Below are 14,084 nucleotides of genomic sequence, written 5' to 3' on the forward strand. Positions count from 1 at the left end.
CAAATACTGGAAAAGTCGTCCTGACAGGCCAGACGGCAGGCGAACGGTATTGCGCAGTCAGGTTCATGAACTGCACAGTATCAGCCATGGTGCCGCTGGCGCGAGAAGTATCGCCACCATGGCAACCTAGAGAGGCTTCCGCATGGGGCGCTGCCCCCGGCAAGGGCGCGCTTATAAACCGGCGATAATCGCCTGCTGTTCCAGCAATTTCGCCCTGGATTGCTGATAGCTTTCCAGCTTCTCGCGCTCTTTCGCTACCACCGCCTCCGGTGCGCGGCCGATAAAGTCCTCGTTGCCGAGCTTGGCAGCAATACGGCTGATTTCGCCGTCGATGCGCGCGGCTTCTTTCGCCAGACGGTCCAGTTCGGCGTCCTTATCGACCAGACCCGCCATCGGAATCAGCAATTCGGCGCCGTCGATAATCTGGGTGACGGAAACCGGCCCTTTATCGTCTGCCGGCAGCAGGGTAATGCTGTCAAGCCGCGCCAGGGCGAGCATAAAACTCAGATTCTCGTTCACCCGGCGCACTACCACGGGGGATGCCTGGCGCAGCAGCACCGCTAGCGGCTTGGCGGGGGCGATATTCATCTCAGCGCGAATGGTACGCACCGCGACGATCGCTTGCTTGATCCATTCCAAATCGGTGAGTGCGTCGGCATCCACCAGCGCCGCATCGTATGACGGAAACGGTTGCAGCATCTGGGTGTCACCCTGGTCGCCGGTAAGGGTTTTCACCCGCTGCCAGATGGTTTCAGTAATAAACGGAATGATCGGGTGCGCCAACCGCAGCAGCGCTTCCAGCACCGTAACCAGAGTATGGCGGGTACCGCGCAGCTCGTCGTCGCTGCCGCCGCTCATCACCGGCTTGGTCAGCTCCAGATACCAGTCGCAGAACTGGTTCCAGGTAAACTCGTATAAAATGCCGGCCGCCAGATCGAAGCGATAATTATCCAGCGCCTCGCGGAACGCCTTCACCGTCTGGTTAAATTCCGCCAGGATCCAGCGATCTGCCAGCGACAACACTTTGTCGCCACCGTGAAAACCGCAGTCTTGCTCTTCGGTGTTCATCAATACAAAACGGCTGGCGTTCCACAATTTATTACAGAAATTGCGATACCCCTCCAGACGTTTCATGTCCCAGTTGATATCGCGACCGGTAGAGGCCAGCGCCGCCAGCGTGAAGCGCAGAGCATCGGTACCGTGCGGCTCGATGCCGTTGGGAAACTGTTTTTTGGTGCGTTTGCGGATTTTATCCGCCAGCTGCGCCTGCATCATGTTGCCGGTACGCTTTTGGACCAAATCAGCCAGCGAGATGCCATCCACCATGTCCAGCGGATCAATGACGTTACCTTTGGAGTTGGACATCTTCTGCCCTTCCTCATCGCGGATCAAACCGGTCATGTAGACGGTTTTGAACGGCACCTGCGGCTTACCGTTCTCATCCTTGATGAAATGCATGGTCAGCATGACCATGCGCGCAATCCAGAAGAAGATAATGTCGAAGCCGCTTACCACTACGCTTGTGGGGTGGAAGGTGCGCAGGGCGTCGGTGTTTTCCGGCCAGCCGAGGGTAGAGAAGGTCCACAGCCCGGAAGAGAACCAGGTATCCAGCACGTCGTCGTCCTGGCCCAGCGTCACGTCATCTGCCAACTGATGCTGCTGGCGTACTTCGGCCTCGCTGCGGCCCACATAGACCCGCCCCTCGGCGTCATACCAGGCCGGTATACGGTGCCCCCACCACAGCTGGCGGGAAATGCACCAATCCTGAATATCGCGCATCCAGCTGAAATACATGTTTTCATACTGCTTCGGCACGAACTGGATCTCCCCTTGTTCCACTGCTTCCACCGCCACTTTCGCCAGTGGTGCGGCGCGGACGTACCATTGGTCGGTCAGCATCGGCTCGATGACCACGCCACCGCGATCGCCGTAAGGGACCATGAGATCGTGGGCCTTGACCTCGACCAGCAGGCCCAGTCGATCGAATTCCGCCACGATCGCCTTGCGGGCGGCGAAGCGCTCCAAACCACGGAAGGGCGCCGGAATTTCGCCTGACACGACGTCGCTGGCCTCGCCGAAGGTATCGAATACCTCGCCGTCCTGACGGATATTACCGTCAAAGGTCAGGATGTTGATCATCGGCAGCGCGTGGCGCTTTCCGACCTCATAGTCGTTAAAGTCATGCGCCGGCGTGATTTTGACGCAGCCGGTGCCTTTAGTCATGTCAGCGTGCTCGTCGCCGACAATCGGGATGCGGCGGCCGACCAGCGGCAGAATGACAAACTGACCTATTAAATCGCGATAGCGCGGATCCTCCGGGTTCAGCGCCACGCCGGTATCGCCGAGCATGGTTTCCGGCCGCGTGGTGGCGACCACCAGATAATCCAGACCGTCGGCGGTACGCACGCCGTCGGCAAGGGGGTAGCGCAGGTGCCACATAGCGCCTTTCGACTCGCGGTTCTCCACTTCGAGATCAGAAATCGCGGTGCGTAATTTTGGGTCCCAGTTCACCAGGCGTTTGCCGCGGTAAATCAAATTTTCCTGGTATAGGAGCACGAACACTTCTTTCACCGCGTTGGACAGCCCTTCGTCCATGGTGAACCGCTCGCGTTCCCAGTCCACGGAGTCACCCAGCCGGCGCATTTGATGGGTAATCGTGCCGCCGGATTGGGCTTTCCACTGCCAAATCTTGTCGATGAAGGCGTCGCGGCCGTAATCGTGCCGAGTTTTTCCCTCTTCAGCTGCGATTTTCCGCTCTACCACCATCTGCGTCGCGATGCCGGCGTGATCGGTACCCGCCTGCCACAGGGTATTTTTGCCCTGCATACGCTGATAACGAATCAGGGTATCCATAATGGTCTGCTGGAAGGCATGGCCCATATGCAAGCTGCCGGTCACGTTGGGCGGCGGGATCATGATGCAGTAGCTATCCTGCCGGGTATCGTTGTTCGGCTTGAAATAGCCCTGCTGCTCCCAGTGCTCATACAGCGGCTGCTCGATATCTTTGGGATTGTATGTTTTGTCCATTATGCGTCGTTAATCACTGCGTTGGCGGCGTGGCCGTAGTCAATTGGAAGCCGACGCTGCGATACGCTTTATAACGATCGCGCGCCAACTGTTTTAAAGCATCTTCATCCGGGACGAAGTCTATCACTTCATGGAAAGCGGAGGCAAAATCCGCACAGGCCGGCAGCAGGCTAATCAGCAGATCCCGCGGTGCATTGCCGCGGCACTGCGGCCAGCAAAGCTCCACCGGCGCGCCGTAGCGCGGACCTTCCCCCGCCAGGTTGTGCGGCACGAACGCTTGGGGATCGCGCGCCCATAGCGCCTCCTCGAGCCTGAGCGCCTGAGCATCGTCCTCACAGGCGATAAGCACCCTTTTCCCCTGCCGCCATTTATCGGCCGCCAAATCGCAGGCGAGTCGCTCCACGGCGGTCAGCCCATCGCTGATGGCATGTTGGTCGAGCAGGTAGAAAGTTGCGTTTTTCATGTGCCGTTAAGTCAATAAGGGGGTTACGGAAAAAACAGCGGGCGGCAAGCGCCGCCCGTGCAAGCATACCTTTTTTACGGTTACTCGTCACCGTTGAGTCCGGCGCGGTTAAGCAAGAATTGCGACAGCATCGCTACCGGACGGCCCGAGGCGCCCTTGGCTTTACCGGAGCGCCAGGTGGTACCGGCGATGTCCAGATGCGCCCAATTATATTTACGCGCGAAACGGGACAGGAAGCAACCGGCGGTAATCGCGCCGCCCGGCCGGCCGCCGATGTTCGCCATATCGGCGAAATTTGATTCCAGCTGTTCCTAGAACTCATCCCCCAGCGGCAAACGCCTGGCGCGGTCCCCGGCCTGTTCGGCGGCGGCGATAAGCTCATGGGCCAGAAGATTGTGGTTCGACATCAGCCCGGTCAAATGATGCCCCAGCGCGATAACGCAGGCGCCGGTCAGCGTGGTGACATCAATCACCACCTCCGGCTCGAAACGCTCGACATAGGTGAGGGCATCGCACAGCACCAACCGCCCCTCGGCACCGGTATTTAATACTTCCACCGTTTGGCCGGAAAAGGTGGTCAACACATCGCCGGGCCGGAATGCGCGGCCGTCCACCATGTTTTCGCAACCGGCCAGTACGCCGACGATATTCAGCGGCAAATTAAGCTCCATCGCCATGCGCATTACGCCATACACGGTCGCGGCACCGCACATGTCGTATTTCATTTCATCCACGCTGTCGGCGAGCTTGATGGAAATGCCGCCGGCGTCAAAGGTCAGCCCTTTACCGACCAGCACAATAGGCCGCGCGTCGGCGTCAGGGCTACCCTTATACTTGATGACCGACATCAGCGATTCATTGGCCGAGTCCTGGCCTACCGCCAGATAGGCGTTCATCCTCAGCTCTTTCATCTGCTGTTCGCCGATAACCCCGGTGGTGGTTTTGCCGTAGCCGTTGGCCAGCTGGCGCGCTTGGGAGGCCAGGTAGGCGGGATTGCAAATATTGGGCGGCATGTTACCCAAGTTTTTAGCGGCCTTGATGCCGGCGGCAATCGCCAGACCGTGCGAAATCGCGCGCTTGCCGCTAATCAGCTCGCGGCGCGTCGGCACATTGAACACCATTTTACGCAGCGGTAGGCGCGGTTCAATTTTATTGCTTTTCAGCTGATCAAAGGTATAAAGCGTCTCTTTCGCCGTTTCCACCGCCTGGCGCACTTTCCAATAGGTATTGCGCCCTTTGACGTGCAGCTCGGTCAAAAAGCACACGGCCTCCATCGAGCCGGTGTCGTTCAGTGTATTAATGGTTTTGTTAATGACCTGCTTATACTGGCGCTCATCCAGCTCGCCCTCTTTACCGCAGCCGATAAGCAAAATTCGTTCGGACAGCACATTCGGGACATGATGCCAGCAACAACATTTGTCCGACCTTGCCTTCGAGTTCACCACGACGTAGCAGCGCGCTGATATAGCCATCGCTGATTTTATCGAGCTGTTCGGCAATCGGGGATAGACGACGTGGTTCAAATACCCCGACGACGATACAGGCGCTGTGTTGTTTTTCCGGGCTACCGCTTTTTACACTGAACTCCATGCACTCTCCTCAATCTTAAAGACAAAGACGGTAGCGCGGGATAAAATAGACTTTTCCGTCATTGTCCCGCCTTTGCATTCACTCTATGTGTTAATCTGAACGACGCAAAGGAGGCTATTCTGTCGACAATCAGTGCGTTCTCATGGCTCGGCCGAGCGCTTAATGTTGTTACACTCTATCTAGCGATAAAGATGGCTATTTGATGCGTATTAATGAGGGATTAGCGATGAAATTATCGATTTTCCTGCAAAAAGACAAGTTTTCGCAGGCGAAATAAGCGTGATAATCACTAAATATCTGGTTTGGGAGACATTTAAAAACCAGCTCGCCACTTTGTTTATCCTGCTTTTGATTTTTTTCTGTCAAAAGCTGGTGCGGATCCTGGGTGCAGCGGTGGATGGCGATATCCCGACAAACCTGGTTTTATCCTTACTCGGCTTGGGCGTGCCTGAAATGGCGCAACTGATCCTACCCCTGAGTCTCTTTCTGGGGTTGTTGATGACCTTGAGCCGGATGTACACCGAAAGCGAAATTATGGTTATGCACGCCTGCGGGTTGGGTAAAAGCATATTGACCCGTGCGGCGCTGCTGCTTAGCCTGATTACCGCAATACTGGCGGCGGTGAATGTGGTATGGCTTTCACCCTGGTCGTCACGCCATCAGGATCTGGTCATGTCGAAAGCCAAAGCCAATCCCAGCATGGCGGCGTTGGTCGAGGGGCAATTCAAACCGGCGGAAAACGGCAATTCGGTGCTGTTCGTCGGCAACGTCAAAGATAAAGGCTTTGAACATGTATTCCTGGCGCAGCTTAAGCCGAACGGCAACGCGCGCCCTTCCGTGGTGATAGCGGACCGCGGCCATATGAGCCAGCGGCCCGACGGATCACAACTGGTCATGCTGGACAAGGGCACCCGCTATGAGGGGACCGCGCTACTGCGCGATTTCCGCATTACCGATTTCACTCAATATCAGGCGGTTATCGGTCACCGGGCGGTGGCGGTGGACGGCACCGACGCTGAGCAGATGTCGCTGCGCCAGCTATGGCGCTCCCCGGAGCCCGAGGCGCGCGCCGAACTGCACTGGCGATTTACGCTGGTGGTCTCGGTGCTGATCATGGCAATGATGGTGGTGCCGCTGTTGGTGGTCAACCCACGCCAGGGGCGGGTGGTGAGCATGTTGCCTGCCATGTTGCTGTATCTGATTTTCTTCCTACTGCAAACCTCGCTACGCTCCAACGGCGCCAAAAGCAAGCTTGACCCGATGCTGTGGATGTGGCTGACCAATGTGGCGTACCTGGCGCTGGCGCTGGTACTGAATTTATGGGACAGCGTACCGGCGAGAAGGCTTCGCGGGCGTCTGCATGCGAGAGGAGCGGCCTGATGTTCGGTATGTTAGACCGCTATGTCGGTAAAACGATCTTCAATACCATCATGATGACCCTGTTCATGCTGGTATCGCTTTCGGGCATTATCAAATTCGTCGAACAGTTGCGCAAAGTGGGCCAGGGCGGCTATTCAGCGCTGGGCGCGGGGTTGTTTACCCTGCTCAGCGTCCCCAAGGATATCGAGATTTTCTTCCCGATGGCGGCGCTGTTGGGCGCGCTGCTGGGGCTGGGTTTGCTGGCAACCCGCAGTGAACTGGTGGTGATGCAGGCGTCCGGTTTCAGCCGTATGCAGGTTGCTGGCTCCGTGATGAAAACCGCTATTCCGCTGGCGCTCTTGACCATGGCTATCGGTGAATGGGTGGCGCCGGCGGGTGAGCAAATGGCCTACAATTATCGGACTCAGATGATTTACGGCGGCTCCATGCTCTCAACCCAGAACGGGCTGTGGGCCAAGGACGGTAACGACTTTATTTTCATCGAGCGGGTGGTGGGCAGCGATGAGCTGGTCGGCGTCAATATTTACCATTTTGATAAGGCGGAGCGGCTGCAGTCGCTGCGCTATGCCGCCACGGCCACGTTCAGCAACGGAAGTTGGAAATTGTCGCAGGTGGACGAATCGAATTTGACCAACGACAAGCAAATCACCGGCCGGCAAACCCTGAACGGCGAATGGAAGACCAATCTCACGCCGGATAAACTGGGTGTTGTCGCGCTGGAGCCCAATTCGTTGTCCATTTCGGGGCTGTACAATTACGTCAACTATCTCAAGCAGAGCGGGCAGGAATCCAACCGTTACCAGCTGAATATGTGGAGCAAGATTTTCTCGCCGTTCTCGGTGGCGGTGATGATGCTCATGGCCTTGTCGTTTATTTTCGGACCGCTGCGCGGCGTCCCTATGGGGGTACGGGTGGTTACCGGGATAAGCTTCGGGTTCTTGTTTTACGTTTTGGATCAGATCTTCGGACCACTGAGTCTGGTGTACAACATGCCGCCCGTGTTTGGAGCATTGCTACCCAGTATGGCGTTTCTCATTATCAGTATTGTCATGCTGTTACGGCGTCGGTGACGCGCTCGATATTACCTGGTGAGGCGCTGATCGCTAATTCCGTCAGCGCCGTTTTTTTATTGCCGTAACTTTCATTTTGGACCTTAATGCTGTGTCATGCCAACAGCGGCAAATTATTTCATGCTGTCAATAAACATGCCTTTGGTCGAATCCCGCAACCACTTGTGGCACAGTGAGTGATTATTTTTTGAATGCCATTCCTGGATAATACTACGCTTACCCAGATCGAAATCGGCGCTGAAGAATTCCACCGCTACATTCAATTTCTTCATTGTGGTGACCATAAAATCAGGCACGATAGCCAGCGCATCGGAATGGGTAATGGCGTTCATGGTCGCCATATAGCCCGGCGTGGCCCCATCACATGGCGCGCCGACTAGAAATATTTCGCCGTCTCGTCGGTCCCTATCGGATACTTCTCCTTGGTTTGCATAAAATGATATTTCAGCAGATTGTCTATGCTTTTATCGCTGGCCAAGATCGGGTAGCCGCAACGGCACATAAAGTAACATTTCGCCGAGTGAATAGTGCGAATGGTAATCTCTGGGTTTAAACTGCGCATCTCACCGATATAGAGATCAATATCGTTTGAGCGGAGAAAATCGTTGTCATAGTCCGAGTCATGCACCAGATTAATAAACACATTTGGCGCGCTGCGCTGAACCTCGCAGAACAGGAGCGCGTTAAGGGTGAACACGATAGGGGCGTTGGCGGCGATGGTAAATGAGACGGTGGTGATATGCGGCTCAAACGCCATATTGGTGTTAAGCATGGATTCAATCCGATTGACGAGTTGTCTAACATCCTTCTTTAATGCGATCGCTTTGGGTGTGGGAATTAATTTGCTGCCACTGCGCACCAGAATCGGATCATTGAATAAGGCGCGGATTTTATTCAGCGATTTGCTGATGGCCGGCGCGGTGACGTTTAGCTTCCTGGCAGCCAGATTGGCGCTACAGTCTTCCAGTAATGCGTTGAGAACCACTAATAAATTAAAGTCAAAGTTATTCATATAAGAGGCATTCGTTAAATGGCTGGTTTGTGGGATATTCGTTAGTAAACGAATATTAAGGAATCCAAGCCATTAAACGCTCCTGACAAGGTCGGGAGAGAAAATAACATTGGGCGCGATAGTTAACTGCTTTTGGTAACTAATGATTCTATCTTTGATTTTTTAATCATGATAACATTAAATTAACCTTTTCCTTTAGTCCAGAGTTATCGCTTTGCCGACCGATCACCCTGCAACGGGCGCTATTGCTGGCTTGACCTCCTTATTCCCCCACGGGGAATAATGTTATTATCTGTGGGTAAATAGTGGGTTATTTATTTTAAAACCTACAACATAAATCAAATCCTCCCACCGTTGGACTAATTTTATTGCCATTTAATATATTATTAATACGAAAATAAATTAATTGTTGGCTCATGTTACACGGGATGCTAAGCCGCATTTTTACCACAATCTCTCGCATGATTTCTCAACGTGTTTACCGCCTGGTGCCGCCGCCTGGGTCGTCCAGGATACGTTTATCAGCACAGGGGGGACTCCACGGGTGCCGCGCCTACGGACAGAACCAGGGCGGTACCGTTGTCGCTGCCTGCATCGTTATCGTAAGTGCCGACGTCGGTTTTGGCGCCGAGGCTAAAGTTTTGGTCACCGTCAGTGCCTGTACCGGCATTGGCGGCGGCGGTTTAATTCTTGTCTGTGTTTGAGCGCGTATCGACGTTGTTGCCAGTGTAAACGCTGCGTGCGCTGGCGCCAAACCTTGCATGATGAACTATTCTTAGGGTAGATATTGCCAAGAAGGATAACCACTATGACCACACTCGCCGGCGTCTATGGCCTGATTGCTGTAGACAAACAAGGCTCAAACGTCTTGTTTCTTGATCCCGTCAGCTACGCTGTACAGCAAAGGTCAAACGGCTTTCCTCCTCGCCCCCATGAGTTGGTGATTGCGGCTGAAGGCTTATGTTCCCCTTTACGGAGACGGCGGCGTACACGGCGACAACCCGCATCCGGGGCATAAAATTGCTGTTATCGATCTGGCGCGGCGCGTGCTGAAAGGCTTTATTGACATCAGCCCGCTGCAATCTCCGCATACCGGGCGCATCAGCGATGACGGGCGCCTTTATCTGTGCTGTGAGAATAGCCGCGCGATCGTAGTGATCGACACCGATGATAACCGGGTGCCGGGTGGTTGACCAGATCGCTACCCCCTCCGCTAACACCCACCGCCTGACCATGACCCCCTCGGGGAAAAACTGTTCACGGAAAATGAAAAGGACGCCAGCATTACCGCGGTAGATATTGCCGTCTCGCCGGGACGCGTGCTGGATACCATTGCGATGCCGGGGCCGATCGGCGGTATCGCCGCCTCACCCCGTAATCCCTATCTTGTGGCCGCCGCCGCGGAGCGCCCGGCGCTGTATATTGTCGATAGCGACAGCCATCAACTGCGCGGCACGCTGACTCTGGATTTTCATCACCAGGGCGTACAAGTCGTCCGTTTCAATGCCGACGGTTCGCTGCTGGCGGTGATTGACGACGGCGAACCGGTGGTTACGCTGCTGGACGGCGAACTCACACCGCTAGCCAGCCTGAACGTCGGCAATAAGCCGATGGATGGCTGCTTCAGCCCTGACGACGCCCTTTTGCTGATTGCTAACGAGGATGACGGCACCCTAAGCGTAATCGATTTGAACCTGCTGCAGGTGATCGCCACGCCGCGGGTGGGCGAGGGATGCGAGGTGCTTAGCTATTTTCCTCTGGTGGGCGCATAGCGATAAGCTCATCGGGGTTACAATAGCGTCGTTGCGCGCTGCATCGGCGCCTCTTTACAATGTAAATGAGGGCGGCGGCGCCCCGCTTCCTGGTTGAACCAGCGTCTTTTACCCGCTGGCATTCCCGTCAGCGGGCTGGGCAGCAACCAGCATTTTCCTGCTATTAAGTACTTCAGAAAATGAAGTTTTTACTCTGCTTAAGAACGAGATCACAGGCTTTGGTTTTTACCTTTTCCGTCAGCTGTGAGGTGCTGAGGGCGTTCAAGTAAGTCCACGGCATTGCCCTGGCGGGTATTAAACCCAGCCAGGCCGGACTGGTAATCCTGCGTTTTAGCAGTGGAGGAGGGAGGAGGCCGAAGCAGTATTGTTAATACCCAGCTTGGTCAGCAGCTGGTCTTTTACCGTAGAGGTACTGCCGGCGGACAGCAGATTGTTTTTAACGCAGTATTGCAGCACGCCGGCGGCATTGGTCATCGTGCCGGAGCTCAGCGCTTTATCGCCGCCGTTCAGTAGCCCGGCCAGTGAAGTCAAGGAAGTGCCGCTATTGTTGGTTGCGATACTGTTCTGCGTACCACTGTTAGCGTTCGATTGATTCAAACTATTGGCTACGTTGGCGGCAGAATTTACCCAGCTTGCCGCTTGCGCTATGCCGCCAGCCATAGCGGCGTAAACACCCAGCGCGCACAGCAGGCGGCGAGAGGGAATCACCATAACGAGCTCCTGATTCATTAATAGATAATGGGCCTGCAAAACGTTGCGGTCATGCAGGCGTTATTGCCCCAGTATGCCGCGTCAACGCCTGTTGGGCAGCGAAATGTCGGGCAAACCTACCGCACAAGGCGCTTTTTGGGATAATTCCTGCCGATGAGAGAGATACTGTCCGGATGAGCGACGTTAGTCATGACGGGCTGAAGTTGCAGAGGTCGATAAGATCGCTGGGAAGCAGGGAAGCAGGGAAGCAGGGAAGCAGGGATGATAAAGTGCCAAACTGTTGGGGTGTTAGGGTGCTAAGGGGCCAGGTTGCAGAGGTCGCGGAAGTAGCTTAGGTCACGAAAGTCGCTAGTGTAAATGAAGTAATCAAAATAGCTGAATAGCTGAAATGGTCATCGCTGCTGTTGCCGTCGGTGCTTGTCCACTTGCCGACAGGTGTTACAACTCAGTGAACGCGATAATTAGGCGAATAAGCTCTAACTGGCACGCTTGTTAGCACCGCGCTGTGGGGTAGCACTGCAGCCAGTATCTTATCAAATAAGATTTAGCCCTTACCAGGAAGCCCGGCGACGTGGTGTATCCCCGACCAACATAGGGCCAGTGACGGTACGCAGTATGCTGTCGACATTGATTACGCTTAGACGCCATTTCCCGCCGGGTGCTATTATTGCACCACTGCGGATGGAGAAAATGGAAATGCCGGAAGGACCGGAAATACGTCGTGCAGCCGACAGCCTCATGCTGGCGATGTCAAATTTACCGCTTACCCTGACCTGGTTTGCCTTTCCCCATCTGAAACGATGGGAGACAGTTTTGACCGGGTAAACCATCGACAGGATCGAGGCGTGTGGCAAAGCGATGCTCCATTAATTTCCCAATGGACATGTACTTTACAGCCACAACCAACTGTACGGCGTCTGGCGCGTCGTCAACGCGGGTGAAACGCCGGTAACAAAACGCGATCTGCGCGGGCGCCTGGAAAACCACAACGCCGCCATCCTGCTCTACAGCGCTTCCGAAATCAGTATACTCAGCTCCGAGGAAGTGGCTGCGCATTTTTTCTGCTGCGCATCGGCCCGGATGTTGCTGGACCCGCTACTGGCGGTGGACACCGTGCTGGCGCGGCTGATACCTAAACACTTTTCCGGCCGCCAGCTTGGCGCGCTGCTGTTGGATCAGTCCTTTATCGCCGGTCTAGGAAACTATCTGCGGGTAGAGATATTGTGGCAGGCACGGTTAATGGCTCACCATCGGCCGCGAGATCTCAACGAAGAGCAACAGCGGCTCTTATGCCAGGCGATTCTCGACATTTCGCGCTTATCTTACACCACCCGCGGCCAACCCGGCGCCAAAGATCACCACGGCGCCACGTTCCGCTTTCGCGCCTTTCATCGAGCCGGAAAAGCCTGCGAGCGCTGCAGTCATGACATAGAAAAAACCACTTTTTCCGCCCGCCCGTTTTACTGGTGCCCGGGCTGCCAGCAGTAGACAGCAGGAACATGAAAAGTACCGGCACCCTGGCTAACAGAGGGGGTTGACAGGCACGGGGACGGCAGCGATGTTCAGGTTGCTAACATGAGCCAACAGTCACGGTAATACAGAATGAGACCATTTTTTCAGCAGTTGCACACCGAAAGGACGGATTAGTATTGCGCCGGGATCTGTTAACGGTATAATGCACCTCGCTATCCGTACCCCTTTAATGTTTAGTGGCACACTGAATTTGGCCACCTGAACTGAGGTGATATGCTCACCTCAGAACAAGACGGGTGCACCAATGCAAAAGAAGAAATTTTAGTCCTGAATTCAAACGCGAATCCGCTCAACTGGTTGTCGACCAAAATTACACCGCCGCGCAAGCAGCAGAAGCCATGGACGTCGGCCTTTCTACGATGACGAAATGGGTAAAACAACTGCGTGATGAGCGACAGGGGAAAACGCCAAAAGTCTCTCCCATAACCCCGAAACAAATCGAAATACATAAGCTCAAGAAGAAGGTACAATGCATTGAAATGGAAAACGAAATATTAAAAAAGGCTACAGCGCTCTTGATGTCAGACTCCCTGAACAGTTCTCGTTAATCGGGAAACTCAGAGCGCATTATCCTGTAGCCACACTCTGCCACATGTTCAGAGTTCATCGCAGCAGTTACAAATACTAGGAAAGTCGTCCTGACAGGCCAGACGGTAGGCGAGAGGTATTGCGCAGTCAGGTTCATGAACTGCACAGTATCAGCCATGGTGCAGCTGGCGCGAGAAGTATCGCCACCATGGCAACCCAGAGAGGCTTCCAGATGCGCAGGCAGGCTCATGAAAGAGCTGGGTATCGCCAGCTGGCAGCTACTGGCTCACAAATACAAACGCGGCGGCAATGAACACGTTGAAATACCGAATTATCTTGAGCGCCAGTTCACTATAACGGAGCCAAACCAGCTATGGTGCGGCGATGTGGCGTATATCTGGACCGGGAAACGCTGGGGATACCTTGCGGTTGTTCTTGCATCTGTTCGCGAGGAAACCGGTGGGCTGGGCTATGTCGTTCTCCCCGGACAGCAGACTGACCATCAAAGCACTGGAAATGGCATGGGGAACCGCGTGGTAAACCAGCCGAAGTAATGTTCCACAGCGATCAGGGTAGCCACTATACGAGCAGGCAGTTCCGACAGTTGCTGTGGCGTGACCGGATCAAACAAAGCATGAGTCGACGGGGTAACTGTTGGGATAACAGTCCGATGGAGCGCTTCTCCAGAAGTCTGAAAAACGAGTGGATACCAGTAACGGGCTACATAAGCTTCAGCGAAGCAGCTCATGAAATTACCGACTATATCGTAAGATATTACAGCGCACTCAGGCCGCATAAATATAACGGTGGGTTGCCACCAAACGAATCAGAAAATAGATACTAAAAAAACGCTAACGCGGTGACCAGTTTTAGTTGACCCTACAGTGCCGAAGTGGCGAAATCGGTAGACGCAGTTGACTCAAAATCAACCGCCTTCGGGTGTGCCGGTTCGAGTCCGGCCTTCGGCACCAAAAGCATGTAAATGGACCTCAACTGAG

At 54.7% G+C, this 14,084-nt stretch carries 9 protein-coding genes, 1 tRNA gene and 5 pseudogenes; 9 read left to right on the forward strand and 6 right to left on the reverse strand.

Annotated features, from left to right (window positions below; translation table 11 throughout):
• Nucleotides 1–199 (forward strand): annotated as a pseudogene (locus tag ACTBDU_RS04915) (IS3 family transposase); the annotation flags it as partial.
• Here the strand turns inward: ACTBDU_RS04915 and ACTBDU_RS04920 are convergent.
• The 3 genes and pseudogenes from ACTBDU_RS04920 to pepA all read right to left on the reverse strand — a co-directional run bounded on the left by ACTBDU_RS04920 (nucleotide 172) and on the right by pepA (nucleotide 5,080).
• The gene (locus ACTBDU_RS04920; protein ID WP_438805735.1) at nucleotides 172–3,027 is read right to left on the reverse strand and encodes a valine--tRNA ligase; all 2,856 of its coding nucleotides are present in this window, start codon (nucleotides 3,025–3,027) and stop codon (nucleotides 172–174) included. The pseudogene ACTBDU_RS04915 and the gene ACTBDU_RS04920 sit on opposite strands and share 28 nt — an antisense overlap.
• A 13-nt stretch (nucleotides 3,028–3,040) precedes the next feature.
• Entirely contained in the window at nucleotides 3,041–3,490 is a 450-nt protein-coding gene (locus tag ACTBDU_RS04925; protein ID WP_438805736.1) for a DNA polymerase III subunit chi, read from the reverse strand.
• A gap of 80 nt (nucleotides 3,491–3,570) precedes the next feature.
• A pseudogene (gene pepA, locus ACTBDU_RS04930) lies at nucleotides 3,571–5,080 on the reverse strand (leucyl aminopeptidase).
• Between the two features lie 279 nt (nucleotides 5,081–5,359).
• Here pepA and lptF point away from each other — a divergent pair.
• Nucleotides 5,360–6,460, forward strand: coding sequence for an LPS export ABC transporter permease LptF (gene lptF / locus ACTBDU_RS04935; protein ID WP_438805737.1), 1,101 nt, complete (start codon nucleotides 5,360–5,362; stop codon nucleotides 6,458–6,460).
• On the forward strand, nucleotides 6,460–7,530 hold the full coding sequence (gene lptG, locus ACTBDU_RS04940) for an LPS export ABC transporter permease LptG (protein ID WP_438805738.1): 1,071 nt from the start codon (nucleotides 6,460–6,462) through the stop codon (nucleotides 7,528–7,530). The genes lptF and lptG overlap by 1 nt, the downstream gene beginning before the upstream one ends.
• A gap of 113 nt (nucleotides 7,531–7,643) precedes the next feature.
• On the opposite strand, the gene ACTBDU_RS04945 is transcribed toward lptG, so the two are convergent.
• Nucleotides 7,644–7,871, reverse strand: a complete 228-nt coding sequence (locus ACTBDU_RS04945; protein WP_438805739.1) for a hypothetical protein — start codon at nucleotides 7,869–7,871, stop codon at nucleotides 7,644–7,646.
• Nucleotides 7,872–7,906: 35 nt separating this feature from the next.
• Entirely contained in the window at nucleotides 7,907–8,542 is a 636-nt protein-coding gene (locus ACTBDU_RS04950) for a LysR family transcriptional regulator (RefSeq protein WP_438805740.1), read from the reverse strand.
• 944 nt (nucleotides 8,543–9,486) lie between these two features.
• Between ACTBDU_RS04950 and ACTBDU_RS04955 the strand changes: the two genes are divergently transcribed.
• Nucleotides 9,487–9,735 carry a hypothetical protein gene (locus ACTBDU_RS04955; protein WP_438805741.1) on the forward strand — a complete coding sequence of 83 codons (249 nt, stop codon included), beginning with the start codon at nucleotides 9,487–9,489 and terminating at the stop codon, nucleotides 9,733–9,735.
• Between the two features lie 126 nt (nucleotides 9,736–9,861).
• Entirely contained in the window at nucleotides 9,862–10,314 is a 453-nt protein-coding gene (locus ACTBDU_RS04960) for a YncE family protein (protein ID WP_438805742.1), read from the forward strand.
• 172 nt (nucleotides 10,315–10,486) lie between these two features.
• Here ACTBDU_RS04960 and ACTBDU_RS04965 read toward each other — a convergent pair.
• A pseudogene (locus ACTBDU_RS04965) lies at nucleotides 10,487–11,025 on the reverse strand (DUF2501 domain-containing protein).
• A gap of 600 nt (nucleotides 11,026–11,625) precedes the next feature.
• Between ACTBDU_RS04965 and ACTBDU_RS04970 the strand changes: the two are divergent.
• The 4 genes and pseudogenes from ACTBDU_RS04970 to ACTBDU_RS04985 all read left to right on the forward strand — a co-directional run bounded on the left by ACTBDU_RS04970 (nucleotide 11,626) and on the right by ACTBDU_RS04985 (nucleotide 14,057).
• Entirely contained in the window at nucleotides 11,626–11,850 is a 225-nt protein-coding gene (locus ACTBDU_RS04970; protein WP_438805743.1) for a hypothetical protein, read from the forward strand.
• A 57-nt stretch (nucleotides 11,851–11,907) separates the two neighbouring features.
• Nucleotides 11,908–12,513: pseudogene (gene nei / locus ACTBDU_RS04975) on the forward strand (endonuclease VIII); the annotation flags it as partial.
• A 289-nt stretch (nucleotides 12,514–12,802) separates the two neighbouring features.
• Nucleotides 12,803–13,930: pseudogene (locus ACTBDU_RS04980) on the forward strand (IS3 family transposase).
• Nucleotides 13,931–13,972: 42 nt separating this feature from the next.
• Nucleotides 13,973–14,057: transfer RNA gene (locus ACTBDU_RS04985), tRNA-Leu, on the forward strand.
• Nucleotides 14,058–14,084 lie beyond the last annotated feature (27 nt).

The organism is Sodalis sp. (in: enterobacteria) (assembly GCF_051710625.1).
Lineage (GTDB): Bacteria > Pseudomonadota > Gammaproteobacteria > Enterobacterales > Enterobacteriaceae > JBPESN01.